General features: G+C 39.3%; 28 protein-coding genes, 1 tRNA gene and 1 riboswitch. Of the genes, 16 read left to right on the forward strand and 13 right to left on the reverse strand.

Going from position 1 to position 24,661, the window contains the following annotated elements:
• Positions 1–100 precede the first annotated feature (100 nt).
• A riboswitch (SAM riboswitch) is annotated at positions 101–211 on the forward strand.
• Between the two features lie 288 nt (positions 212–499).
• From GJU39_RS08260 to GJU39_RS08270, 3 genes are all read left to right on the forward strand, one after another.
• Entirely contained in the window at positions 500–1,831 is a 1,332-nt protein-coding gene (locus tag GJU39_RS08260) for an O-acetylhomoserine aminocarboxypropyltransferase/cysteine synthase family protein (protein ID WP_154280315.1), read from the forward strand.
• Positions 1,832–1,878: 47 nt separating this feature from the next.
• Positions 1,879–2,967, forward strand: a complete 1,089-nt coding sequence (locus tag GJU39_RS08265; protein ID WP_154280316.1) for a homoserine O-acetyltransferase family protein — start codon at positions 1,879–1,881, stop codon at positions 2,965–2,967.
• 211 nt (positions 2,968–3,178) lie between these two features.
• Positions 3,179–4,423: a homoserine dehydrogenase gene (locus tag GJU39_RS08270; protein WP_154280317.1), complete on the forward strand. Its 1,245-nt coding sequence runs from the start codon at positions 3,179–3,181 to the stop codon at positions 4,421–4,423.
• A 78-nt stretch (positions 4,424–4,501) separates the two neighbouring features.
• Here GJU39_RS08270 and GJU39_RS08275 read toward each other — a convergent pair whose 3' ends face one another.
• Both GJU39_RS08275 and GJU39_RS08280 read right to left on the reverse strand, forming a co-directional pair.
• Positions 4,502–4,957, reverse strand: a complete 456-nt coding sequence (locus tag GJU39_RS08275) for a hypothetical protein (protein ID WP_154280318.1) — start codon at positions 4,955–4,957, stop codon at positions 4,502–4,504.
• A gap of 26 nt (positions 4,958–4,983) precedes the next feature.
• A complete protein-coding gene (locus tag GJU39_RS08280) occupies positions 4,984–5,754 on the reverse strand; it encodes a queuosine precursor transporter (protein WP_154280319.1) in 771 nt (256 codons plus the stop codon).
• Positions 5,755–5,900: 146 nt separating this feature from the next.
• Here GJU39_RS08280 and GJU39_RS08285 point away from each other — a divergent pair, with 146 nt between their 5' ends.
• From GJU39_RS08285 to GJU39_RS08310, 6 genes are all read left to right on the forward strand, one after another.
• The gene (locus GJU39_RS08285) at positions 5,901–7,127 is read left to right on the forward strand and encodes a multidrug effflux MFS transporter (RefSeq protein ID WP_154280320.1); all 1,227 of its coding nucleotides are present in this window, start codon (positions 5,901–5,903) and stop codon (positions 7,125–7,127) included.
• Between the two features lie 182 nt (positions 7,128–7,309).
• A complete protein-coding gene (locus GJU39_RS08290) occupies positions 7,310–8,455 on the forward strand; it encodes a methionine aminotransferase (RefSeq protein ID WP_154280321.1) in 1,146 nt (381 codons plus the stop codon).
• A gap of 20 nt (positions 8,456–8,475) precedes the next feature.
• Entirely contained in the window at positions 8,476–9,279 is an 804-nt protein-coding gene (locus tag GJU39_RS08295; RefSeq protein ID WP_154280322.1) for a nitrilase family protein, read from the forward strand.
• A gap of 21 nt (positions 9,280–9,300) precedes the next feature.
• Positions 9,301–10,335: a N(4)-(beta-N-acetylglucosaminyl)-L-asparaginase gene (locus GJU39_RS08300; RefSeq protein ID WP_154280323.1), complete on the forward strand. Its 1,035-nt coding sequence runs from the start codon at positions 9,301–9,303 to the stop codon at positions 10,333–10,335.
• A gap of 37 nt (positions 10,336–10,372) precedes the next feature.
• Positions 10,373–11,248 (forward strand): YegJ family protein, encoded by an 876-nt coding sequence (locus tag GJU39_RS08305; protein WP_154280324.1) that lies wholly within the window; start codon positions 10,373–10,375, stop codon positions 11,246–11,248.
• A gap of 4 nt (positions 11,249–11,252) precedes the next feature.
• Positions 11,253–11,996 carry a copper homeostasis protein CutC gene (locus tag GJU39_RS08310; protein ID WP_154280325.1) on the forward strand — a complete coding sequence of 248 codons (744 nt, stop codon included), beginning with the start codon at positions 11,253–11,255 and terminating at the stop codon, positions 11,994–11,996.
• Between the two features lie 176 nt (positions 11,997–12,172).
• Here GJU39_RS08310 and GJU39_RS08315 read toward each other — a convergent pair whose 3' ends face one another.
• The 3 genes from GJU39_RS08315 to GJU39_RS08325 form a co-directional block, all read right to left on the reverse strand.
• Positions 12,173–12,580: a DUF983 domain-containing protein gene (locus tag GJU39_RS08315; protein WP_154280326.1), complete on the reverse strand. Its 408-nt coding sequence runs from the start codon at positions 12,578–12,580 to the stop codon at positions 12,173–12,175.
• A gap of 98 nt (positions 12,581–12,678) precedes the next feature.
• A complete protein-coding gene (locus GJU39_RS08320; protein ID WP_154280327.1) occupies positions 12,679–13,263 on the reverse strand; it encodes a Crp/Fnr family transcriptional regulator in 585 nt (194 codons plus the stop codon).
• A gap of 26 nt (positions 13,264–13,289) precedes the next feature.
• Positions 13,290–14,276, reverse strand: a complete 987-nt coding sequence (locus tag GJU39_RS08325; RefSeq protein WP_154280328.1) for a D-alanine--D-alanine ligase — start codon at positions 14,274–14,276, stop codon at positions 13,290–13,292.
• A 213-nt stretch (positions 14,277–14,489) separates the two neighbouring features.
• On the opposite strand from GJU39_RS08325, the gene GJU39_RS08330 reads away from it, so the two are divergent.
• From GJU39_RS08330 to GJU39_RS24270, 7 genes are all read left to right on the forward strand, one after another.
• A complete protein-coding gene (locus GJU39_RS08330; RefSeq protein WP_154280329.1) occupies positions 14,490–15,260 on the forward strand; it encodes a PASTA domain-containing protein in 771 nt (256 codons plus the stop codon).
• Positions 15,261–15,275: 15 nt separating this feature from the next.
• Positions 15,276–16,331 (forward strand): endolytic transglycosylase MltG, encoded by a 1,056-nt coding sequence (gene mltG, locus GJU39_RS08335; RefSeq protein WP_154280330.1) that lies wholly within the window; start codon positions 15,276–15,278, stop codon positions 16,329–16,331.
• Positions 16,331–16,744 (forward strand): acyl-CoA thioesterase, encoded by a 414-nt coding sequence (locus tag GJU39_RS08340; RefSeq protein WP_154280331.1) that lies wholly within the window; start codon positions 16,331–16,333, stop codon positions 16,742–16,744. The genes mltG and GJU39_RS08340 overlap by 1 nt, the downstream gene beginning before the upstream one ends.
• Before the next feature lie 3 nt (positions 16,745–16,747).
• Positions 16,748–17,737, forward strand: coding sequence for a YihY/virulence factor BrkB family protein (locus tag GJU39_RS08345; protein WP_154280332.1), 990 nt, complete (start codon positions 16,748–16,750; stop codon positions 17,735–17,737).
• Positions 17,738–17,831: 94 nt separating this feature from the next.
• A tRNA-Ser gene (locus GJU39_RS08350) sits at positions 17,832–17,921 on the forward strand.
• Positions 17,922–18,166: 245 nt separating this feature from the next.
• Positions 18,167–18,721, forward strand: a complete 555-nt coding sequence (locus GJU39_RS08355; RefSeq protein ID WP_167515667.1) for an Arm DNA-binding domain-containing protein — start codon at positions 18,167–18,169, stop codon at positions 18,719–18,721.
• Complete coding sequence (locus GJU39_RS24270; protein ID WP_379104788.1) at positions 18,661–18,885, forward strand: phage integrase SAM-like domain-containing protein; 225 nt, start codon at positions 18,661–18,663, stop codon at positions 18,883–18,885. The genes GJU39_RS08355 and GJU39_RS24270 overlap by 61 nt, the downstream gene beginning before the upstream one ends.
• Positions 18,886–19,056: 171 nt before the next feature.
• Here GJU39_RS24270 and GJU39_RS08360 read toward each other — a convergent pair whose 3' ends face one another.
• The 8 genes from GJU39_RS08360 to GJU39_RS08395 form a co-directional block, all read right to left on the reverse strand.
• On the reverse strand, positions 19,057–20,268 hold the full coding sequence (locus GJU39_RS08360; RefSeq protein ID WP_154280334.1) for a DUF3570 domain-containing protein: 1,212 nt from the start codon (positions 20,266–20,268) through the stop codon (positions 19,057–19,059).
• Positions 20,269–20,281: 13 nt separating this feature from the next.
• Positions 20,282–20,512 (reverse strand): DUF4266 domain-containing protein, encoded by a 231-nt coding sequence (locus tag GJU39_RS08365; protein WP_154280335.1) that lies wholly within the window; start codon positions 20,510–20,512, stop codon positions 20,282–20,284.
• Between the two features lie 2 nt (positions 20,513–20,514).
• Positions 20,515–21,447 carry an FAD:protein FMN transferase gene (locus tag GJU39_RS08370; protein ID WP_154280336.1) on the reverse strand — a complete coding sequence of 311 codons (933 nt, stop codon included), beginning with the start codon at positions 21,445–21,447 and terminating at the stop codon, positions 20,515–20,517.
• A 7-nt stretch (positions 21,448–21,454) separates the two neighbouring features.
• Positions 21,455–21,883, reverse strand: coding sequence for a thioredoxin family protein (locus GJU39_RS08375; RefSeq protein ID WP_154280337.1), 429 nt, complete (start codon positions 21,881–21,883; stop codon positions 21,455–21,457).
• A gap of 81 nt (positions 21,884–21,964) precedes the next feature.
• Entirely contained in the window at positions 21,965–22,210 is a 246-nt protein-coding gene (locus tag GJU39_RS08380; protein WP_154280338.1) for a hypothetical protein, read from the reverse strand.
• A gap of 192 nt (positions 22,211–22,402) precedes the next feature.
• Entirely contained in the window at positions 22,403–23,095 is a 693-nt protein-coding gene (locus GJU39_RS08385; RefSeq protein ID WP_154280339.1) for a VIT1/CCC1 transporter family protein, read from the reverse strand.
• 178 nt (positions 23,096–23,273) lie between these two features.
• Positions 23,274–23,801, reverse strand: coding sequence for a cytochrome b/b6 domain-containing protein (locus tag GJU39_RS08390; protein WP_245227731.1), 528 nt, complete (start codon positions 23,799–23,801; stop codon positions 23,274–23,276).
• Between the two features lie 9 nt (positions 23,802–23,810).
• Entirely contained in the window at positions 23,811–24,620 is an 810-nt protein-coding gene (locus tag GJU39_RS08395; RefSeq protein ID WP_209437607.1) for an ATP-binding protein, read from the reverse strand.
• Positions 24,621–24,661 lie beyond the last annotated feature (41 nt).

A 24,661-nucleotide genomic window follows, 5' to 3' on the forward strand; every position in this document is an offset into this window, starting at 1 on the left:
TATTAAAAATTCAAAATTTTATTTTGTGTATTCAAATTAAATTCTCACATTTGAAATATTATTTGGCGATAAGCTAAATAAAAGTCAATCTAGTCTGATTGATTTATAAAGAAGTGGCGAGAGACTGGCTCCATGACCCACTGGCAACCCTCAGAGAGAGAAGGTGCCAATTCCAGACCAGCTAACATGGTGTTATTTGGTGCTATAAATTAAAACTGATGAATACATTAAATCTTCAATCGCAAGGCGAACCAGGTCTTAAACTAAAACAAATAGAAACTTCTGCTATTTCGTTTATTTATTGCGATATGCAGGTGATTACTGGTATGTGCTGTTGCATACAGTAAATTAAAAAACTTCCTCATTTGTTTATTTTCAAACTGGAAGGTCCTGATTATTCAGGATATGCCCCTAGCCCGGATTTTATCTTTTCTTAGTATGGAAATCGAAAGCACAAACAATTCACTCAACAGTTAACTACCTACTCAATTTTTAAATTATGTCTGCTTCTTATAAATTCGAAACGCTTCAATTACACGCCGGTCAGGAAATAGACCCTACAACTGGCTCAAGAGCAGTTCCTATCTATCAAACCACTTCTTACGGATTCAAAAATGCAGAACATGGGGCAAACCTGTTTGCATTAAAAGAGTTCGGAAACATTTACACCCGGTTGATGAATCCAACCACAGATGTATTTGAAAAAAGAATTGCTGCGTTAGAGGGTGGTGTTGCGGCATTAGCAGTTGCATCTGGTCAGGCGGCCCAATTCATTGCGCTTCATAATATTCTGGAAGCAGGAGATCATATTGTTTCATCTTCGCATGTTTATGGCGGAACTTATAACCAATTTAAGGTCGCCTTTAAAAGATTAGGCATTCACGTTGATTTTGCAAACCCTGACGTTCCGGAAGAATTTGAACAAAAGATTACTGAAAACACAAAAGCGATATATTTAGAAACCATCGGAAACCCCTCTTTTAGTGTTCCGGATTTTGAAAAAATCGCCGCTATTGCAAAGAAATTTGATATCCCATTTATTGTTGATAATACTTTTGGAGCAGGTGGCTATCTGTTTAAGCCATTGGAGCACGGTGCGAACATTGTTGTGGAATCTGCTACAAAATGGATCGGCGGACATGGAACCAGCATAGGCGGTGTTATTATAGATGGCGGAAATTATAACTGGGGAAATGGTAAATTTCCTCAATTCACACAACCATCAGAAGGATATCATGGATTAATTTTCAATGATGTTTTTGGTATCGGCGGTCCATTCGGGAATATTCAATTCATTATCCGTGCCCGTGTGGAAGGTTTAAGGGATTTAGGACCTGCGCTTTCTCCTTTCAACTCATTCCTATTATTACAAGGCTTGGAAACCTTATCGCTTCGCGTACAACGCCATGTAGATAATGCGTTAGAACTGGCCACCTGGTTAGAAAATCACCCACTGGTGAAAGAAGTTCATTATCCTGGTCTGGCCAGCAGCCCTTACAATAATCTGGCAAAAAAATACCTGAGCAATGGTTTTGGCGGAGTACTTTCTTTTGAACTTAACGGAAGCAAAGAAAACGCAAGTCAGCTCATTGATAACTTAAAATTAGTTTCGCACCTGGCTAATGTGGGCGATGCCAAAACACTGATTATCCAGCCCGCTGCAACTACCCACCAGCAATTAAGTGATGTTGCGCAATTGGCTGCCGGTGTGAAACCAAATGCTTTAAGGGTTTCTGTGGGTATTGAGCACATTGATGATATCAAAGCCGATTTTGAGCAGGCTTTTGCGGCAATCAGTGCTAATGTTAACACCGATCGTATCCATCTATAACATTGGCAAACAATTAAGTTTTTTTTCAAACTACAGTACATTACAACATGCAAGACAGTAAAGACAATATCAATTCAGAAAATATAGCTGCAACCTATCATCACAAAAAGTCATTTAAATTAGAAAGCGGACAGAAGATCAAAAATCTTCAAATTGCTTATCAAACCTATGGTAAGCTTAATGCCAGCAAAAGTAATGTTATTTGGGTTTGCCATGCCTTAACAGCAAATGCAGATGTGTTTGAATGGTGGGAAGGTTTATTTGGACAGAATGCCCTGTTCAATCCTGAAGATCACTATATCGTTTGCGCGAATGTTTTAGGCTCTAACTATGGTACTACAAATCCTTTAAGTGTGAACCCCACAACCGGACAACCATATTATTTAGCATTTCCACAGTTTACCATTCGTGATTTTGTTACAGCACATCAGTTGTTGGCCAATCATCTGGAAATCGATTCCATTAAGTTATTAATTGGTGGCTCTTTAGGTGGACAGCAGGCGGTGGAGTGGGGAATTATTGAACCATTACGTATAGAAAATTTAATTCTGGTGGCTACCAATGCTGTACATTCTCCCTGGGGAATAGCGTTTAATGAAAGTCAGCGTTTAGCCATTACCACAGACAGAACTTTTTTTGCTAACCGGCCGGATGGCGGAAGTAAAGGTTTAAAAACCGCACGAAGTATTGCGCTTTTAAGCTATCGAACCTATCATGCTTATGGCAATACGCAGGTGGAAAGTGTGAATGATAAAACAGATAATTTCCGGGCTTCCTCCTACCAGAATTACCAGGGCGAAAAGTTGATTAACCGGTTTAATGCCTATAGTTACTACTATTTAACGAAAGCAATGGATAGCCATAATGTAGGTCGCAATAGAAATGGCATCGCCGAAGCATTGCAATTAATCACCGCAAATACGTTGGTGATTGGAATTGAAAATGATTTTTTGTTTCCCCTATCAGAGCAAAAATACCTTGCAGACCACATTAACAACGCACAATTTGCAGCCATTCATTCGGAATATGGTCATGATGGCTTTTTGATTGAAACGAATGCTTTAACCAACATCATCGGAACTTTTATCAAAGAAAGTAGAGACAAGAAGATTATTAGGTTACAACATACGGCTTAGAAAGGTTGAAGGCTGGAAGGTAGAAGGTTTAGGATAAAATCATAATAAAATAAAAATAATTAACCACAGAAACACAGAAATCGCGGAAGAATAAGAAGTAGGTTTCATGTTAATTTGTGCAATAAAAAATATTAACAAACGAGTAGCGAAATGCTTTCTGAGCATTCAGTCTTGAGACTTGATACCCGCTACTCGATACTATAAAACAATCATGAGTAAAAATTTAAAAATCGGTTTATTTGGTTTCGGAGTTGTGGGACAAGGATTATTGGATATCATCCAAAGTCAGAATCTGAATTTGGAAATTATAAAAATTGCGATAAAAGATCCCAGGAAAAAACGCACACTTAACAAAGACTTATTTACCACTGATCGAAACGAGATCCTTAACAATCCGGAAATTAATACCGTTGTTGAGTTAATCAATGATGCAGATGCGGCTTACGAAATCGTTACCACCGCATTAAAAAATGGTAAAAATGTAGTTTCTGCCAATAAGAAAATGATCGCTACTCACTTAAAAGAGCTGGTAGATTTACAACAAGAGTATGGAACTTCCCTGCTTTATGAAGGGGCCGTTTGTGGCAGTATTCCGATTATCAGAAATCTGGAAGAATATTATGATAATGAACTTTTCCATGCCTTAAGCGGAATCTTTAATGGCTCTTCGAATTACATTTTATCCAAAATTTTTAACGAGAACCAAAGTTACAATGCTGCTTTAAAAGAGGCGCAGGATTTAGGTTTTGCCGAAACGGATCCAATCTTAGATGTGGGCGGCTACGATCCTAAATATAAATTATCCATTGCCACCGCCCATGCCTACGGCCTGTTTGTAAACCCTGATGCCATTTTAAATATAGGCATTCAGAATCTTTCTGCTAATGATGTTAAATATGCCCGCGAAAAGAATTTTAAAATCAAACTGGTACCTATGGCACGAAAGGTAAATACCAAAGACATTGTTACTTATGTATTGCCTAAGTTGGTGGCAAAAGACGACTTTTTATACAATGTGGAGAATGAATACAATGCAGTAACCGTTCAGGCGGCATTTGCTGATAAGCAATTTTTCTTTGGAAAAGGTGCCGGCGGACATCCAACGGGTGCTGCTGTGTTATCGGATATTGCCGCGCTCCGTTACGATTATCGCTATGAATATAAGAAATATCACTCCGGGAATGGCGTAAAGCATACCGAAGATATTTTACTGGAAGTTTACTTACGCTATGCGGATGAAGATTTAATTACCCTGCTGGCTTTCGATGAAATTAGTGAACGCTATGCAGCAAGTAATTTCAAATATGTGATCGGTACCGTAAAGCTAGCACACCTGATTAAAAACCGTGATTTACTTTTAGAGGCTAATGTTTTTATCGCTTACACCGGTAGACAGATTTATAAACAAGAGCAGGTGGTAGAAAACGTTTTCGCCGAAGAGCTTGCTGCTATCTAAATTTTTAAGGTTAATTTTTTTATTTGTTTTGTTGTTAAGTATAAAGGTCGGAGCGATTCCGACCTTTTGCGTTACCTGTTAAGGCTTCTCCTTTATATACTTTTCAATAATGATGCGGTCTACATTTGCTTTTTCTACTTTCTCTACCCCTTTTTGAATTAAAGTATCTCCACTAAAAGTCACCTTAAATTTAAAGGTTTTTCCTTCCCAGTTCTTGTCTTTATAAAAATCTAAATATTCTGTATAATCATCTCCGGCGAACGTGTAGCGTCCTCCGCCTGCATCAAAATTGGTACTGTCTTTTGGGTTTAAGCTATGTTTTAAGAAGGCGAAATGTGTGCCGTTAATAATCTTCAGCATCTTAAGGTCGCCTGAAAAATCAATGACCCTGGTTTTGCCATTTTCAATTGTCGCAGCAGATAACAAACGCCATGTGCCTTCAAGTCCAGCTTTTGAATGATTTGTTTTTTCATCCTTAAGGGAACAGGATGCCAAAGAAAGCACTACAACTGGTAACAGATATTTTATTTTCATTTTTAAGAATTAGCAAGTGAACAACACTATCCCCTCCCCGCCATTTGTGTGAGCTTATGTGCAAGTTCTTTCCCGAGGTAACCATCGATAATGGCATGAACTACATATAATATCGGTGTCATTAAAATCGCCACCACAAATTTGTAAGTATAATTCACCAATCCGATGGCTGCAACCATTTGCCAGCTGTAATGGTATTGAGGGTTAAGGTAAAACGCGATGAAGATCACCACGAAACTATCAATGAGTTGTGAAATCAGGGTTGAACCAGTTGCACGTAACCACAGCGCCTTTTCTCCGGTTACCCTTTTAATGCGGTGAAAAATTAGCACATCTGCCAATTGACCTACGATAAAAGCGATAATAGAACCCACAATAATCCACATCCCTTGACCAAAGATCCCCGAAAAGGCATTATTCATATTCAGATCTTCGCCATTTATATTTTGATGAACCCAAAAATCTGCAGCACTTAAATGCATAGAACCCCAAACCACCAGAAAAGCAAAAGCGATTAAGATGGAAGTTAAGATCGACAAAAAACGAACTTGCTTCACACCAAAATATTCGTTGATGATATCTGTCATAATGAAAATAATCGGCCAGGTTAAAACGCCTGCAGACATGACAAATGAAAGGTTTTTAACACCAAGCAGGTTAATATCAAACTTTTTAATCCCCAGTGTTTCTTCAACACTAAATAATTTAACGCCAATAAACTCTGATAATATCGCATTTGCGACAAAAAAACATCCCAACACGAGAAACAAGCGGCTTTCTTTGGTTTTAAAAGTCATAGTGTATAAATCTAAAGATAATTCAAATCAGAATGATAATTTCTGCTGTTAATTTTTATTGGTACTATGTTTTTACATTATTAGGGCGAAAAAAGTAGGTTAAGAAAATAAATCTCCCAATCTTTGCGCCTCGGAAACTAATCATCATGGCTAAGCAGAAAAAATTTTATCTCATCCTTATTTTAGGTTCGTTAGCAGCGCTCGGGCCCTTCTCTATAGACATGTATTTGCCTGGTTTTGTGGATATAGCAAAAGACCTGAAAACAGATGACTCATCAGTAGCACTTTCACTGTCAGCATTTTTTATTGGAATCTCCGCTGGTCAGTTACTTTATGGACCACTTCTAGATAAATTTGGCCGGAAAAAGCCGCTTTATTTTGGTCTGGCACTTTATATTTTCTCTTCCTTTTTATGCCTTTTAGTTACAGATGTTAATCAGCTTATTGTGTTGCGTTTTGTACAGGCAATTGGAAGTTGTGCTACGGCGGTAGCATCTATTGCAATGGTTAGGGATTTGTTCACCGTATCGGAAAGCCCGAAAGTTTTCGCCTCCCTGATGTTAGTAATTGCCGTTTCACCAATGCTGGCCCCTACTGCCGGCAGTTATCTTATCGCTGAACTGGGGTGGCGCTATGTATTTGTATTTCTTGGTTTTATGGCTGTACTGATGTTGCTTGCAACAATATTTAAATTACCAGAAAGCTATAAGCCCGATCCAAATTATTCTTTGAAACCAAAGCCAATTTTGAACAGCTTTTTTACTGTTTTAAAAGAGCCGCAATTTTCTACCTATGCTTTAATTAGCTCCGTTACCTTTTCCGGTTTATTTGCTTACGTATCTTCTTCGCCAGCAGTATTCATGAAAATTTATGAGGTAAGCAAAACCGGCTACGGATGGATCTTCGCCTTATTATCTGTTGCATTTATTGGATCGAGCCAATTAAACAGCGTGATTTTGAAGTGGTTCAGCAGCAAAACAATTGTAACCTGGGCACTCTTGGCACAATGCATTTTCAGTATTATCTTTTTAGTATTCGCATTAAATGACTGGCTTAACCTCTATCTTACCTTGGTTTTTATCGCTTTATTTCTATCCTGCCTGGGATTCATCAATCCAAATGCCGCCGCGCTTGCGTTGGCTCCGTTCAGCAAAAATGCAGGAAGCGCTTCTGCATTAATGGGGGCATTACAAATGGGATTGGGTGCATTGGCATCTGTAATGGTGAGCCTATTTAGCAAGGATTCGGTAATCCCTATGCCATTGGTCATGACGGCTGCTGCCTTAATAGCCATGATTTGTTTGCTGGTTGGCAAAAGATTGATTAAAACTGAAGTTGAGGCTTCCGGTGATGCCGCTATGGTTGCACATTAATGACCACCCGGTAGATTTTTCAAATTCGTTTTTTCTGTCACATTGCAGATTTGGCAAATGGATTAATGTTAAGTTAGCCGATTTGAAAATATTGATATTAAGGCAGTTAGATGAGCATCGTGTTTTGGCTAGCTAAAAAGTGACTGATCTTCTAAGCTTTTTTTGCTATTTTCGCTTATATCATGTTAAATATACAATCGAAACTTCCCGGTGTAAGCACGACTATTTTTTCAGTCATGTCAAAGCTTGCTGCCGAATACAATGCTATTAATTTATCGCAGGGTTTCCCTGATTATTCTGCAGATCCAAAACTTGTCGAATTGGTTAATAAAGCCATGAAAGATGGTTTTAATCAATATGCACCAATGCCAGGTAATCAACTTTTGAAAGAAAACATTGCTGAAAAAGTAAAAAATCTCTACAATATAAAATATAATCCGGATACCGAAATCACAGTTACGGCTGGCGGAACACAGGCGATTTTTACCGCGCTGGCCGCCATCATCAATTCTGGTGATGAGGTGATTATTTTCGAACCGGCCTACGATAGTTATGCCCCAACCATCAGGTTATTAGGTGGATTGGTAAAAACTTATGAGCTGGCACCTCCCGAGTATGGAATTGATTGGGACATGGTAAAGAAGCTTTTTACCTCAAGCACCCGGATGATTATCCTCAACTCACCGCAGAACCCAACAGGAAGCATCTTATCCAAAGAAGATATGAAGTCGCTAATCAAACTGATTAACGGAACTGATATTCTTATTTTAAGTGATGAGGTTTATGAACACCTGATTTACGACGAACAAGAGCATAATAGTGTAATGCTTTTTCCTGAACTACGGGAAAGAAGTTTTATTGTAGCTTCATTTGGAAAGCTTTTACATGCCACAGGCTGGAAGCTCGGGTATTGCCTTGCCCCAGAATTACTGACTAAAGAATTCAGAAAAGTGCATCAATTTAATGTGTTCAGTGTAAATAGTGCTATGCAACAGGCAATTGCACAGTATATTCAGGAGCCCTCTAATTACATGGAAATTGGAAGTTTCTTTCAGCAGAAGCGTGATTACTTTAGGAGTTTGCTTGCTGAAAGCCGTTTCAAATTACTGCCTTGCCATGGATCGTACTTTCAATGTGTAAGTTACAGCGAAATTAGTGAGGAGAAAGATACTGATTTTAGTACAAGGCTGATTAAGGAATTCGGAGTAGCTAGTATTCCGGTTTCTGCATTTTATCAGAAAGCAACAGATCACAAAATAATTCGTTTTTGTTTTGCTAAGGAAGATGCAACATTGGCTTTAGCAGCAGAAAAATTAAAAAATGTTTAACATTTTGCAAACCAAATAATATGGAAGCACCTATTTACACCCAAATAGAAAACCTGAAGGTAACTATCTTTCAGGCGTACCTGTTTTGGGAAAATATAGAAAAAAATCTGGTAAACCTGGCCCTTCGCTTATCTATGGGCGTAAGGGAGAAAACAGATTTAATCATCCTGCCCGAAATGTTTAATAGTGGTTTTAGCATGAATGCTGAAGCGCTTGCAGAAGAAATGGGTGGCCCTACAATGCAGTGGATGCAAAAAATGGCCAATCAATATAACTGCGTAATTACCGGAAGTTTGATCGTTAAAGAAAACGGGAACTATTTTAACCGACTGGTTTGGATGAATAAGGATGGGGAACATCAATATTATGATAAACGCCATTTATTCGGTATGGGCGATGAAGATGATAATTTTAGTGCCGGCGAAAGCAAATTAATTGTAGAATTAAAGGGTTGGAAAATCCGCCTGGCAGTTTGCTACGATTTACGTTTCCCCGTTTGGCTGCGGAATGTAAATGAAGAATATGATATTCTGCTCATCGTTGCCAGCTGGCCAGATCGCCGCACCGCACACTGGAAAGCCCTTATCCCGGCGCGTGCAATCGAAAATCAAAGTTATGTGATTGGTGTAAACCGCGTAGGGCATGATGGTAACCAGGTTTATCATGGTGGCCACTCAATGGTTATTGATCCATACGGCAGCACTGTGTATTACAAACCGGAAGATGAAGACATGTACACCGTAACCATAAATTATGAAGAGCTGGTAAAAATCAGGCGCCAGTTTCCTTTCTTAAAAGATGCAGATCAATTTACAATTCTCTAAAATAAATAATAACTAGCTTAAATGTTTAACCGACGAAAATTCATTAAAGCCTCTGCCCTTTCTGCAGGCTTATTGGCTATTGATAAAAGCAGCATGGCTGATGCCCTTCCAGCGAAATCTCAATCTGCTAAAAATCTACCTATTGTAATCTCAACCTGGGATTTTGGAATTGCTGCAAATGCAGATGCCTGGAAAGTGCTTTCCAAAGGTGGAAGATCTTTAGACGCTGTGGAACAAGGAGTTTGGGTTCCGGAGGCCGATGAAAAAAATCAAACAGTTGGTTACGGTGGTTTGCCGGATAGAGATGGCAAAGTTACTTTAGATGCCTGCATTATGGATGAATTAGGAAATTGCGGTGCTGTTTTAGCTTTGGAACACATTAAACATCCCATTTCCGTAGCCCGTAAAGTGATGGAAAAAACGCCCCATGTAATGTTAGCCGGAGATGGTGCCTTGCAATTTGCTTTGGAACAGGGTTTTAAAAAAGAGAACCTGCTAACCCCATCAAGTGAAAAGGCCTGGAAAGACTGGTTAAAAACTGCTAAGTATGAACCGGTAATGAACATTGAAAACAAGCGTTATGACCAGGCTGCACCTCAAAAATTACCGGGAAACCAGTATAACCATGATACCATCGGGATGCTTGCAATTGATGCAAAAGGAAATATTTCCGGTGCATGTACCACCAGCGGAATGGCTTATAAGCTTCATGGCAGAATTGGCGATAGTCCGATTATTGGTGCGGGTTTATATGTCGACAATGAAGTAGGCGGTGCTACATCAACAGGTGTAGGTGAAGAGGTAGTGAGGAATGTTGGCTCATTTTTAGTGGTGGAGCTAATGCGGCAAGGTTATGCACCTGAAGCAGCTTGTAAAGAGGCAGTAATGCGGATTATTAAGAAAAAACCGGAGACTGCTAAAAATATTCAGGTAGGGTTTCTGGCCATAAATAAAAAAGGCGAATATGGCGCTTATGCCATCCAACAGGGTTTCAGTTATGCCGTTTGCAATGCTGAAAAGCAAGATTTGTTGATTAAAGGAAAGAGCTATTATTAAATCAGGGAAACAATTTAATTATCTTATTTATTAAATAATGGGTTTATTATCTAAAATTTTTGGCAAAAAGAATGTTGCAGAGCGCACCGGAGAACCAACACTGATTTACGTGCCGAATGAAGATGAAAAAATGATCTGGGCGATTGAAAAAGCCAACCTCACGCTTTGGTATTTTGAAGAAAGTTTAATGCAACCCAAACCGGAGCAAACGTATTTTTCAGTCAAAGTCCGCATTATGGATGGCGATATTGGCGAGCATATCTGGCTTACCCAACCTAATTTTGATGAATACGGAAACTTATTTGGTGTAGTTGGTAATGTGCCCGTTGATGTTACAACCGTTAAATTGGATCAAAAAATCGGCGTCGATAGAAATTATATTTCAGACTGGATGATCATCGAACAAGGTAGACTCATTGGTGGTTATACCATCAGGGCGATCAGAGATGGTATTCCTGATGCAGAGAAAGCACAATTCGACGAAAGTATAGGTATTTATATTGATGAAGGTATTGACCATTTTAAAGTAAATTTTGAAACACCTGAAGGCGCAATACTGTCGCTGGAAAGAGCCTTTGACAATGAAGATCTGGATGCTGCATTGGCCTGTAAAGACTTCCATGAAGAAGCAAAAGTGATGCTTTCTGCGATGAAAATGGATTTCGATCAGGAGATTATTTCCAGTACTGCTGAAGTTCTGGAGTTATCTTTCATTAATAATATAAACGAAAATGGCTTTCCTAAATTTGCCGATCTTCAGAATGCATTTCCAGTTAGAGCGCAAATCGATGAAGACCATTATTTAATTACAGAAGTCTGCTGGTTTCCGGATGGCGGGATATCCATTCAGAAACTGAATACCTACAAATCAGCCTCAGGCTGGAAAGTTCTAGGTCCGGTAAATGAAGAATAAAAACATGTCAGGTATTTTAGAAGTATGTGCTAATTCATACGCATCTGCGTTAGCCGCACAAAATGGTGGTGCTAAACGGGTAGAATTTTGTGATAATTTAGCCGAAGGCGGAACTACCCCAAGTTACGGTCAGATCATCTTAGCTAAAAGAAACTTATCCATAGCAGTTTGGCCAATTATTCGTCCGCGGGGTGGTGATTTTTTATATTCAGATCTGGAGTTTGACTTAATGTTAGAGGATATAAAAGCTTGTAAATCTTTAAATTGCGAAGGTATTGTAATTGGAATTCTTAATGCTGACGGCACCATTGATAAAGAACGATGTAAAACATTGATTGAATTGGCAAAACCAATGCCAGTAGCTTTTCACAGGGCTTTTGACATGAGCAATGACATGGAAAAGGCGTTAGAAGACCTGATAGCACTTGGAATTGTCCGGGTGTTATCTTCAGGAGGTGCAACTTCTGCCTTCTCCGGAATAGAGCAGCTATCTAAATTGATCAAACAAGCAAACGGACGAATCACAATCATGCCAGGTGCCGGTATCAACGCCGGAAATATTCAAGCCATTTATACGGAAACAGGTGCAACCGAATTTCACGCATCAGCAAAGGTTTTTGTAGATAGTAAGATGGTTTACCGTAATAATGCGGCAAAAATGGGAAGTATTGAAGATGAATATCGATACGAACTTACATCTGAAGATAAAGTAAAGGAACTTGTTCAGGCAATCGAAACATTTAATTAAGAATCCATTACGTCCTGTAGCTCCTGCTATTTTGATATGTTAATCTTTGAATGATAATGATCTATCAGCTTTGACAACTTTAATAGTGCTATAGAAAGAAAGTTGTCAAAGCTAACGGATGTGTTGAAACCTTTATAACATTAAATTACACATCATCATTCTATTATCCTGATTTTTTAAACTTCTTTCACAAGATCTCCACTGCCAGGTACATAGTGCAAACCCGGGGTTAGGTAATGTAATAAAACCACTCTGGAATACCGGTAGTTTATAGGCGAACAGAGTAATACTCCAAAAAGAATAATCCCAACATAATACCACAAATTTTCATAAATAAGTGGTAAACCTAAAACGTATGAAGCCACACCGATCGAAATGATTTCTGCAACGTTCATGGCGTAACTCACAAACATGGCAACATAGAAAAAGCCTGGCTCGCGCTCAAACTTCAGGTTGCAATGAGGACAATATATATTCGTTTTTTGTAATTTGTAGGAATACGCACTACCTGTAAAAATTTCTCCTTTGCGGCAACGTGGACATTTACATTGAATAAACGCTTGAAAACTTGATAATTCAGCCATTTTTGTATTATTTAATCATACAAATTTACTACTAAAAGCCTCGCGCCTTTATGATCTGGATCATGTTTTACAGGCACTTCAGGCAGTGCCAATCTTTATTACATTCCTCGTACAATCTTCCCTTTAACCATAAAGATCAGCCCTTTTGATGAAAGCAGCTTTACCCCTCTAATCACGGTTTCTACACGTAAGCCCGTCATATCTGCAAGTTCCTGCCGTGTAAATCTTAGTGCATTTCCCACTTCAACATCGGCAAGTAAATAATTAATCAAGGTAAGCAGGCGGTGTTCAGCTTTTTCGTTGGCTAACTCTTCCAGCATCATCGATTTATAAAATAACCGGTTGCTCAGCGTTTTAATGAGCGCCATGCTAAAATCAGGTTCTTCCTCAATCAATAAAAAGAAACCATCTTTCGCCACCTGGATAATTTCCGAATCCTTATTTACAATCGTATAAGCAAGATAAGGCCGGTTAATTAGTAATGCAGGTTCGCCAAAGTACTGGCCTGCTTTAAATACCCCCTGAATAAATTCCTTTCCTTCATCACTGATGGTAACCATGCGTACTTCGCCGGTTTTTATGAAATAAACATTCTTGGGCTGCATGCCCGGTTCATATATAATTGAATCTTTTCTGAACTTCTTTACAGCAAACCCTTTTTCAATAAGCCTACGGATTTCCATCAGATTAATAATTTCGGATATTGGGGTTAACCAATGGTTTCTTTCAATAAACTCGTGTAAAATGCTTTCAAAGAAATACCCATCGCCGCAACTTGTTGAGGAATAAAACTGGTAGCTGTTTGCCCCGGGATCGTATTAATTTCTATGAAATAAAAGTTACCGGTTTCATATTCAAGAAAATAATCAATGCGAACAATCCCCCTGCAGTTTAATTTTTTATAAATATCCTTCACAATCCGGTGAACCCTTTCATATTCTTCATTGCTCATATTTCCCGGTGTAATTTCTTCCGTAGCACCAGGGGTATATTTTGCTTCAAAATCAAAAAATTCATTGGCGGGAATCACTTCAGTGGTTGGTAAAACGGTCACCTCACCCTGTGCTTTAAATACACCAATAGAAAATTCTCTTCCACTTACAAACTCTTCTATCAATACTTGATTATCTTCTTTGAATGCTTTATCAAGAGCAGTTTCCAGGTCATCTGCATGTTTCACTTTAGTCATGCCAATACTGCTGCCCCCACTGTTTGGCTTGATGAAATAGGGTAATTTCAGGTCTTTTTTAATTTCATCAATATGGTAGTTTCCATCTTTAAAAATCTGGATTGATTTAGCGGTAAACAATTCATCAATTCCACTTACAATCGCTTTTGTATAACCTTTATTCATGGTAATGGAAGAGGTCAGGGCATCACAGGTAGTGTACGGAATTTGCAACATGTCAAAATACCCTTGTAACTTTCCATCTTCACCCGGCGAACCGTGGATAGCAATAAAAACACCATCAAATTTTATCTTCTTTCCTTCCAGCGTTAAAGAAAAATCATTTCTATTAATTTCAATTTTTACAGAATCCGCAGGCTCATAAAACCAGCTGTGATCATTGAGCATAATTTTATAAACATCGTATAAATCGGCATCTAAATTTTGTGCTATAGTGGCTGCGCTTTTTACTGAAACAACCCATTCACCTGTGGTACCGCCTGTTAACAGGGCAATCGTTTTCTTCATTGTGAAAATCCTTAATTATAAATTGAAATTGATTGTAAATATATCCTCAAAAATATAAATATCTTTGTGCAAAGTTTAATTATTGACGAATAGAATTGTTAATGAACGAAGTATTTAATGGTGTGATTATTGTTAACGAAATGCCGGAAATAATTCATTAACTCATTAATGATTACATTTGAGTTGTACGCATAACCCCAGAATTTAACATTCATGTCTAAATTTATAGATTATTTAAAAACAAAATCCTTTAGGAACAACATTTTAGCTGCAGTTTTAACGGTTGTTGGCCTTCTTCTTATTGCATTTTTCAGCCTTCGGTATTACACCAAACATGGCCAGGGATTAAACGTTCCACTGGTAAAAGGTCTGGCTTTTGAGCAGGCTGTGCAGAAACTTGAAGATGCGGGTTTAAAATATGAGGTAGATTCTGTCTTCATTATGGATCAGCCGGCCGGAATTGTAATCGATCAGGATCCTGATCCAAATACTTTTGTAAAAGACAACCGGACAATTTATCTAACCATAAACGCTGGTAAAGTTCCGAATACGAAGTTCCCTGATATTGCTTTCAAAACTTTACGGGAGGCACAAGCCATTATTGAAAGTTCGCGGTTAAAACTTGGCGACACTACCTATAAACCAGATGTAAGCAGAGATGTAGTCTTGGAAGCGTCTTTCGGAGGGCAACCTATTCAGCCGGGAGATATTATTCCTGTCGGATCGAGAATTAACCTGGTGCTTGGCGATGGCCAGGGTAACCAGGAGGTTGATGTTCCACAATTGGTTGGCCTAACTGTAGATGAAGCTAAATTTAGTCTAAAAGGTTCTAATTTAAGCCTGGGGAATATTCTCTATGATGGTGCAATAACCGACAGTGCCAATGCAGTGATTACACAACAGGACCCAATGCCGGTAGATTCGCTGACCAAAGTGGCCATCGGAACGAAAATCAACATTACCTTATCTAATAAACAACAATAATACGCCCATCGTAAAATGACTGAGATAGAAAAACAGAAATTGAGTAACGGAAAGAAAATAGCAATTGCCATTGTTACTGTAATTGTGCTGGTTGGCGCTTATTTTGCGCTTAACTTTTATAAGGTATATTTTTCTCCAAACGTTACAGAGAATCAGAAATATTTATACATCAAAACCGGAAGTACCTATGATTATTTCCTGGAGGAATTGAAAAAGAGGGATATGCTAAAAAGCGTCTCATCTTTCGCTACCGCAGCAGAGAAAATGAATTTGTCTGCCAATTTAAAACCCGGCCGTTACCGTCTTAAAAAAGGAATGACCAACCGGACTTTAATCAATTTAATTAAAGCTGGAAATCAGGAACCGGTAAAGCTTAAGTTCCAGAACATCCGCAAAAAGGAAAACTTTGCGGCATATTTAGCGAGTAATTTAGAAGCCGATTCGCTCAGCTTTATCAGCGTATTAGATTCCACTGATTTGATTACCAAATATGGCTTCAATCAGGATAATATCTACGCCATGTTCATTCCAAACACTTATGAAATGTACTGGAATGTATCTCCGGTTGATTTTTTTGAACGGATGCATAAAGAGTATGATAAATTCTGGAATGCCGGACGCAAACAAAAAGCTGCAAGCTTAAACCTCACTCCTGCTCAGGTTTATACCCTTGCCTCTATTGTAGATGCTGAAGCATTATACGATAAAGAAATGCCAATCATTGCCGGTTTATATTTAAACCGTTTAAATAAAGGCATTTTATTACAAGCTGATCCAACGGTGATATTTGCAAACAATGATTTTACAGTAAAAAGGGTTACAGGTAAGTTATTGCAGGTACAGTCGTTATATAACACATACAAATATGCCGGCTTACCTCCGGGGCCCATTATGATGCCAAGTATCAGTGCCATTGATGCGGTATTGAACAGGCAGGAAAATAATTACATTTACATGTGTGCAAAGGAAGATTTTTCCGGATACCACAATTTTGCGGAGACGAAAGCACAGCATGAGATTAATGCAAAAAAATATCGCGAGGCGCTTAACAAGAAAAATATATTTAGATAATGTTTGTACACGAAACAAAAGTTAAAGTTCGCTATGCCGAGACAGATCAAATGGGGATCGTTCATCATGCTAATTACGCCCTATATTATGAAATTGCGAGAACAGAATGCTTCGAAGCATCTTCAGGGATCACTTATGAATCGATGGAAGCTGATGGCGTAATGCTACCCTTGCTGGAGTTACAGTGTAAATATTTAAAACCTGCTTTTTATAATCAGGTGCTGACCGTTAAATGTTTGGTGAAAGAATTACCTACCGTTCGCTTAAATGTAGAATACGAAATTTATAACGAAGAAGAACAACTGATTAATATCGGCAAAACTACATTGGTATTTGTTGATAAATCGACCAGGAAACCATGTCAGCCACCAGCAATTTTTATGGATGGCATTAAACAATATTTTACAGCATAATTAATGGAATGGTTACACAGGCAATTACTACATCTCAGACTTTACTCAAGCTTTATTGAGTGGACGAAGAATTGTGTCTTGCCTGGTTTCAGTCCTTTACCTTTATATACCGTAGCAACCTTCTTTTTTCGGGAAATTGGTAAAGATACGCTGGTTAACAAATCATCTTCCCTGGCTTATAGCTTCATGCTGGCCATCTTTCCTGGAATCATTTTCTTATTCACACTCATTCCTTTTATTCCCATTCATGGTTTCCAGGACCAGTTGCTAAATTTAATTGAGCTGGTTTTGCCTCATAATGCTTATGAGGCCTTTGAATCTACACTGAATGATATTGTAAAAAATCAAAATACGGGCTTGTTGTCTTTTGGTTTTCTATCCGCTATATTTTTTGCCACCAACGGGGTGAAAAATTTAATGAAAGCATTTAATAAATCTTCCTTAATTATCGAAACCAGGGGATGGATTAAACAACGTCTCATCGCTCTCGCCTTAACCGTATTCATCTGTTTATCGATCATTGCTTGCATTACCGCAATGGCTTTAGGCGAAGTTTTATTGAAATACATTAAAGAGGAACTTCACCTTAAGGCCAGTTTGGCTGTTTATGCTATTCAATTTACCAGATGGTCATTATTAGCTGCATTGTATTTCATCACCATTTCCATTTTATATCGGTATGGTCCTTCTCATGCCAAGAAATGGAAATTGTTTAGTGCAGGCTCATGGTTGGCTACAATTCTTGCCTTTCTAACCATTTGGGGATTCTCATTTTACATCAATCACTTTGCGTCTTATAATAAGGTTTACGGTTCCATCGGTACTTTAATTGTAGTAATGATCTGGCTTTACCTGAATTCTTTTATTTTACTGATCGGTTTTGAGCTTAATGCCAGCGTTGATGTAAGTAAAAGAAGTGTGAAAATCATTCGCCCGAATTACAATCTCTTCAAAAAAAGTGATCCTATCGAAGAAAACATCCGGAGAAAATAATTTTTTCTTCCTCTGTGTTAAGGAATTATCAAATTAATATAAAAAAAACGTCAGCGTAGTTTGCAGAATTAACCGGAGTTTGTACTTTTGCACCGGAGAGTTGGCAGAGTGGTCGATTGCGGCAGTCTTGAAAACTGTTGACTTGTTAAAGGGTCCGCGGGTTCGAATCCCCCACTCTCCGCCAAAATGGTATCAAAACCAACAAAAACCCTGCAAATCTTATGATTAGTGGGTTTTTTTGTTTTTAGGGCATTCCAAAATATGCACCAATTCACAGTCCGATAGTGAGTGATTAGGTGAGTAAATGGGTAAATCGAAATGACTCACCGAATTGATTGTAATTATTTGAATTACAACTAGTTCAAGGGATGAACATCTTGTCAAAAAGTACCTGCAAAGCTAAATTTGTAACAATTAATGGATAACGTTATGAAAACTAATTTCAGCTTACTCTTCTACTTGAAGAAACAAAAGAATTATCAGGCGGGTGCAGCACCCATCTATCTTAGGATTACTGTTGACGGAAAACGCAGTGAGGTCACTACAGGACGGAGTTGTGACCCATCGGCATGGAATGTAATTTCCGGTCGCTGTAATGGCAAAAAAGAAGAAATAAAATCCTTCAATGCTTATCTGGACAATTTGCAGAATAAAGTATTTGAAGCACACCGCCAGCTCACCGAAAAAGATGATACGATTACCGCAGAAAGGTTGAGAGATCATTTTCAGGGCAAGGTAGAAAAGCAGCGCACCCTAATTGATGTATTTAAAGATCATAACAGCAAGATGGAAGCGTTAGTGGGGCAAGAGTTTTTCAAAGGCACGGCAGAGCGTTACCGGACTTCTTTAAAGCATACGGTTAACTTCCTGAAATGGAAATACAATATAGATGATATCGACATCAGAAAGTCAACCACAATTTCATTACCGAGTGTGATTTTTATCTTCGTTCTGTTCGTAAATGCGCCAACAATTCTGCTGTAAAATATCTAAAGAACTTCGGTAAAATTATTCGCATTTGCTTGTCCAGTGGCTGGCTGGCAACCGATCCGTTTCTAAACTATAAAAGCAAAGTTAAAAAGGTAGATCGTGTTTATCTCAATGAAGTAGAATTACAGCTGATCGCCAATAAACAACTGGCCCTCTGAAAGATTCGAACATGTAAGGGACGTGTTTTTATTTTGCTGCTTTACAGGGCTGGCCTATGTTGATGTTAAAAATTTGAGAAGAATAGATATTGTAAAGCAAGCACAGGACGAATCTTTTTAGGTTTATCATCATCAGAATTTTATGTGGGCGATATCTTTTTTTAAACGGACTTATTTAAACTTAAGGTTCAGTGAAACAATATTGGAGACAAGGCCTGTTGAACGTGAATAATGGCCATACCTTAACTCAAGCGTGTTCAGTCTCTGCCATCCAAATACACCTTTAGGTGGGGCGAAGCGGATCCCTGCGCCATAAAAATCACTGGTCAATGTTGATAGGTCATAATCGCTGGTAAAATATTGTTCTGATTGCAAATGCTGACCATAAGGTGCAAAGTATTTGGTACCCGTCTGGTTGTTATACCGGTAAAAAAGACTGATCGAAAAGAATGAATTGATCTTGACCGGTATCTCAAGTTCTGCAGTATGTGCCCTTATGCCCCAGTTATCCATATAATAACGGTAAAAAGTGCGGATCACAAAACGGTCGTCCAAAAAATAGTTCATGCGCAGGCCGATAGGAAGCTTATAACGCTTGTCAGGCAAAGTCTCTGAACGTAGAGAACCATCGGTAAAATAATCACGCTGGTATTTTGTGGCCAGCAAGCCCTTCTGATAGGACGGTTCCAGAATCAATGAGGCCTGGAATTTCTGGGAAATCACCTGTGAAAGCGAGAAAGATGCACTGAATGAATTCCTAGGCGCTGTATCATACTGTTCGCCTCCCTTTCCGGCGTTGCCCGTTCGCAGTTCAATCGGCAGGATGACCGTCCACTGGTCTAAAAAGGCCTGAAGTTTAAAATCAAACTGGGTATTTTTATCTTTTGATAAGTGGGTTAAATTGAAAGCTGCACCCATCGATTGGTAATCGAATTCTGTCGAATAAGATCCTGTGAAACCAAAGGAATTCCCGGTCTCTTCATTAGAGTGTGTCCAGTTCAAAGAAGGATAAATCCGGGTATCAGCCGAAGATGCAGAAGAAATAGTACTCGGATCAATCTTATCAGACGAAGCAGAAGTGTAATGATCTATACCAAGTTCAAAAAGGAAAGTGTTTTTTCTGCCCCTTTTATCGAATTTAGACATCTGCAGGTCGATGGTATTGGCAAAATCGCTCAGTTTCTCGGTTCCTATACCACCTGTAACGGCAGAGTTATTACCATTCTGATGATAATAGGCTGAAACCAGGTTAATTTCGTCGATTTTAAGTTTCCGGGACTGATACTTACTGCTGTCTGTTTTTGCCGGTTCAGGTCTGGTTTGTGCATACGTACTTAAGATACCGAAGTACATAAAAAGCACGTGAAGATATATTTTTCTCATTTCTTACAGCTAATTAATTACAGCCACAACCACCACCACTTTTGCCTCCATTGGCTCCTGATGCACCTTCGCGATACAGATGGAAACTCTGCTCAAATTTTTGAGCCTTCCTGGCAGAAAGAATCATGTCTGCATCGTTAAGTTTGCTTTTTTGATAAGGCTTTACACTACTGCAGGAAGTAAGCATATTGCTAAAGAAAATTGCAGCCAGCATGGAAAGAAAAAGTGTTCTTGAAATTTTCATATTTATATCACATTAATATTGTTTGAGGTATATACCTGATCATGATCATCAATAATAATACAGGCCACTTGTTTAATCTGGTTAATCAGCTCCAGCCCTACTTTCACGCCCATTACCACAACTGGTGTAGCCAGCGCATCGGCCAGCTCGGCACTTGGGCATATAATACTCACACTCTTTACGCCGCTTACCGGAAGTCCGGTTTTGGGATCTATGGTATGCGAATAGCGCTTGCCATCAATCGTTACATATTTTTCGTAACTGCCCGAAGTGGCAATCGCCATATCGCCGATATTTAGCGCAGAAAACGGCCTGTCGGTTTGTTCGGGGTCTGCAATACCTACAGTCCATGGATGACCGCTGGCTTGAGTTCCCCAGGTAATCAGATCTCCTGCTGCGTTCACAATTCCGCTTTTGATGTCCAGTTTCTGCAGCACAAATTTTGCCTTATCGGCTGCGTAGCCTTTCCCAATTCCGCCAAAACCGATACGCATACCCTTATTTTTTAAAAACACAGTCGATTTCTCCTTGTTCAGGATCACATTTCGGTAATCGATGAGTCCGACAGATTCCAGGGCGGTTGCTTCATCAGGCAGGCTGGTCATACCCATATCAAAGTTCCAGAGCCTTTTATCTATCGATCCGTAGGTAATGTCAAAAGCACCATCAGTAATTTCTGATATCCTAATGGATCGCTCGATAAGACGGATCACTTCCTCATCTACTTTTACCGGACTTAAACCGGCATGCCGGTTGATCAGGCTGGTTTGGCTGAGATCGCTAAAAGTTGTGAGCAGGTATTCTATCCTGCGCACTTCATCTATTGCGGCATCTATGGCCACATTGCCCTCCTGCTCGCTCCCAGCAATCAAGGTAAACTCAAAGCGGTTTCCCATGAGTTTCAGTACCCGGTTTACAGAAACAGGTTTAGCCATTTTGAGCTTATTTTTTTAGTTTAGCAACTTCGGAAACAAAAGCCTGCGGACTTTCATTAGGAAAGCCGTCCCAGCTTTTGAGTACCTTTCCATTTTCATCAACCAAGACAGTAAAAGGGAATTTGCCATCTTTATTATAGATCTCTGCTAATGATTCGTTGAGTTTGATTTGCTCTTTCGGAAGCTGATTTTTCTTCTGCCTTGGAAAATCTGCCCTTACGAGTAAGAGGTTAGCAGCTGCATATTGTTCAAAGCTTTCGGATTCCAAAATCTCTTTGCGCAGGCGGATGCACGGACCGCACCAATCAGATCCAGAAAAATTGATGAGGATCTGTTTATGTGAGGCTTTAGCCTGTTTTTGCGCTTCTGTAAAGTTCCCGATCCACGATGCGGGAATAGTAAATAGCCCCAATAGGGCAACAAAAAGTAGTTTCATAATCTCAAGAATAAACTTTTAAAGTAGTACCCGTTAGCTGGGTATTATAAACGGTGGGCGCGCGTGATGCCGGCCCATTGGTTACTGCTCCATTTTCTGAAAACGTTGCCCCGTGGTTGGGACGTTTATGCCGGAAGGACCTGTTGTGTCTGTAGAACTACTGCCATCAGTCTTTTTACAACCGATACAGTTGAGGAGGGCAAAGGCCGCGGCACTCATCCCGATGCTATTGAGAAAATCTTTTCTGTCCATATTCTTTTTATAGTTAAATGAGCAATGCAATAAAATATCCTGACATTGTATCGGCGGATAACTCTTTGGTATCAAAGGGATGTACTAAATAAAAACTGTGTAAAAATTCTGTCTATAAAAAGGCTTTAGGGTTCCGTGTGCTTTAGCTATTGATCAATGAATGTGTATGAAAAAGCAATCTCTTGTAACAAAACTATAGACAAAGTCTGAAGACATCCTGAAGTTTTGAATTAAAATTTGTTAATCATATTTTTACTAAATGACACACTAAGTAATTAGTCTTGCGATCAGAAATGCCGCACCGGCAGCAATCAAACCTATTGCAGTAACTTTTAAAGCGCCTTTTATTGGTGGCTGGCCGGTTACCTTACTTTTGAAATAACCAAATACAAACAAACAGATGGTGGTCAGCACAGCAGAAAGTAGCAGCCCATCCTGTGGTTTTGAGGTAAAAAAATAAGCTGATAAGGGCAGCATACCACCAATGCAGTAAGAAAATCCTATGGTAAGTGCGCTGTTTCTCGCCCTGTTGACATCCGGTTTCTCCAGGCCAAGCTCAAACTTCATCATAAAATCTACCCAGTGGTCTTTATTCTTGCTCAGTTGATCAACCAGGAGATCTTGTGCTTTATCGTCCAGCCCATATGCTGCAAAGATTTCCTTTACCTCTTCTTTTTCCTTTTCGGGTACATTTTCTACTTCGAGGTATTCCCTTTTCAACTCACTTTGATAGTGCTCCTGCTCTGTTTTTCCTGCCAGATAGCCGCCCAGTCCCATAGCAATGCAGCCTGCAATGATCTCGGCAATACCTGCTGTAATGATAATCGGATTGTTGCTTACTGCGGCGCTTAGGCCAGCGGCAAGTGCAAATGGAACGGTTAACCCGTCACTCATTCCGATAACGATATCAGAAATAAATGCCGAGCTTTTTAAATGCTGTTCATGATGAAAATTACTCATATGTTTAGCTTTATGTTAAATTGAATAGCCCATCATCTTAATTCTCTCCACCATTGATCATATCCGAAACAATCCCTTTTCCATCTTTCGCTCGGCAAGAAATACTCCTGAGAGATGAAGTACAACAAACCCCAGTATCAGGTACATACAGAATCCGTGGAATTCTTTTATGCTGTGGTTAACATTTTGCGCAAATGCCGGTATAATCTTCAAAAGCAAGCGGCAGGCCGGTAACAACCATAATCAGAAGCAGGAGATAAAAAAAAACGTAAAGTCCTTTTACCACCAGTTCGTGCTTGGCAGCCTCGCGTTCCTTTTTTAAGATAAAATAAGCCTGGTAAGCTTTTTTAAGCTTGGGAAAGAGCCTTTGTGCAGGAGTTAGAAAAAATTCAGCTATTAACCTGAACAGAAAAAGTGCAGCTAAGGCATATCCAAAATAGATATGTATCCCCCAAACCTGGTCCTCCAGTCCATGTGTAACCGCTCCGGCCTGCTTGTCACTTACAGCTGCGCCGGCATTAATCAGTTCATTTTTCACAAAGGTGCGCTGCGAGCGGTCAAAGAGCGTGGAGTTGATCAGCACGGTGAACAGGGATCCTGAGATTAGGACAAAATTTACCAAGTGCCAGAAGCGCGTGGAAAAAGCATATTTCTTTCCTTTTCTCTTCGCTCCGATTTCTTGATTGGTAGGTTCGATAATGGCCATATGATCTTATTAAGGGTTAAATTTTATAGTGAAGGTGTGCAGGTCCTGATGATAGGAATAATCTAGCTGATAATGCTGCCGGTTGCAGATCTGCTTCAATATGGCAAACCCCAAACCAGTGCCTTCTGAGGCATTATCCTTATAAAAACGGTCAAATATTTTTGAGGGATCAAGTGCTTTATTGTGGCCTGTGTTTGCAAATACGATTTGGTCCGCATCCAACCTAATCTCAATTTTACCTCCATCATAGTTATGCCTGATCACGTTGCTGAAAAGATTATTAATCAGTATTTCCAGTAAGCTTCTGCTTGCAGCAATGCTTACATCGGTCAAAGTGGTTTCTACGGTAATATCCCGCTCCGTGATAAGTTCCTGGAAATAAACCTGCTTTTCTTCGATAAGCGATTTCAGGTTAACGTTTTCCTCATCCTGCAATAAATTATTATCAATTTTTACTAAAAGAAGCAGGGATTGATTAAGCTTGGTTAAACGCGAAGTTGCCTTATACAATTCAACAAGCGTTTCGCCATCCTCTTTGCCCAGAACATTGGACTGGAGCATATTGTCGAGCTTTGAGTTGATTACGGCAAGGGGCGTCATCATTTCGTGGGAAGCATTTTCGGTGAAAAGCTTGATCTCGTTATAATCAGACTTCACTTTGCCCGAAAGCTCTACCAACACCTTGTTTAATTGCCTGAATTCTGCAACGGGCATCTCTACAGGTTCATAGGGACGCTCATGGTTGACATTAAACACGGTAATATTTTTCAACAGTTGCTCAAATGGATAAACCGCTTCAAATTGACCCCTCTTCACCACTTTAAAAAGCCCCCCTTAGCCGAGTTAATTTAATAAGGTCC

This window comes from Pedobacter petrophilus (genome assembly GCF_009674725.1).
GTDB lineage: Bacteria > Bacteroidota > Bacteroidia > Sphingobacteriales > Sphingobacteriaceae > Pedobacter > Pedobacter petrophilus.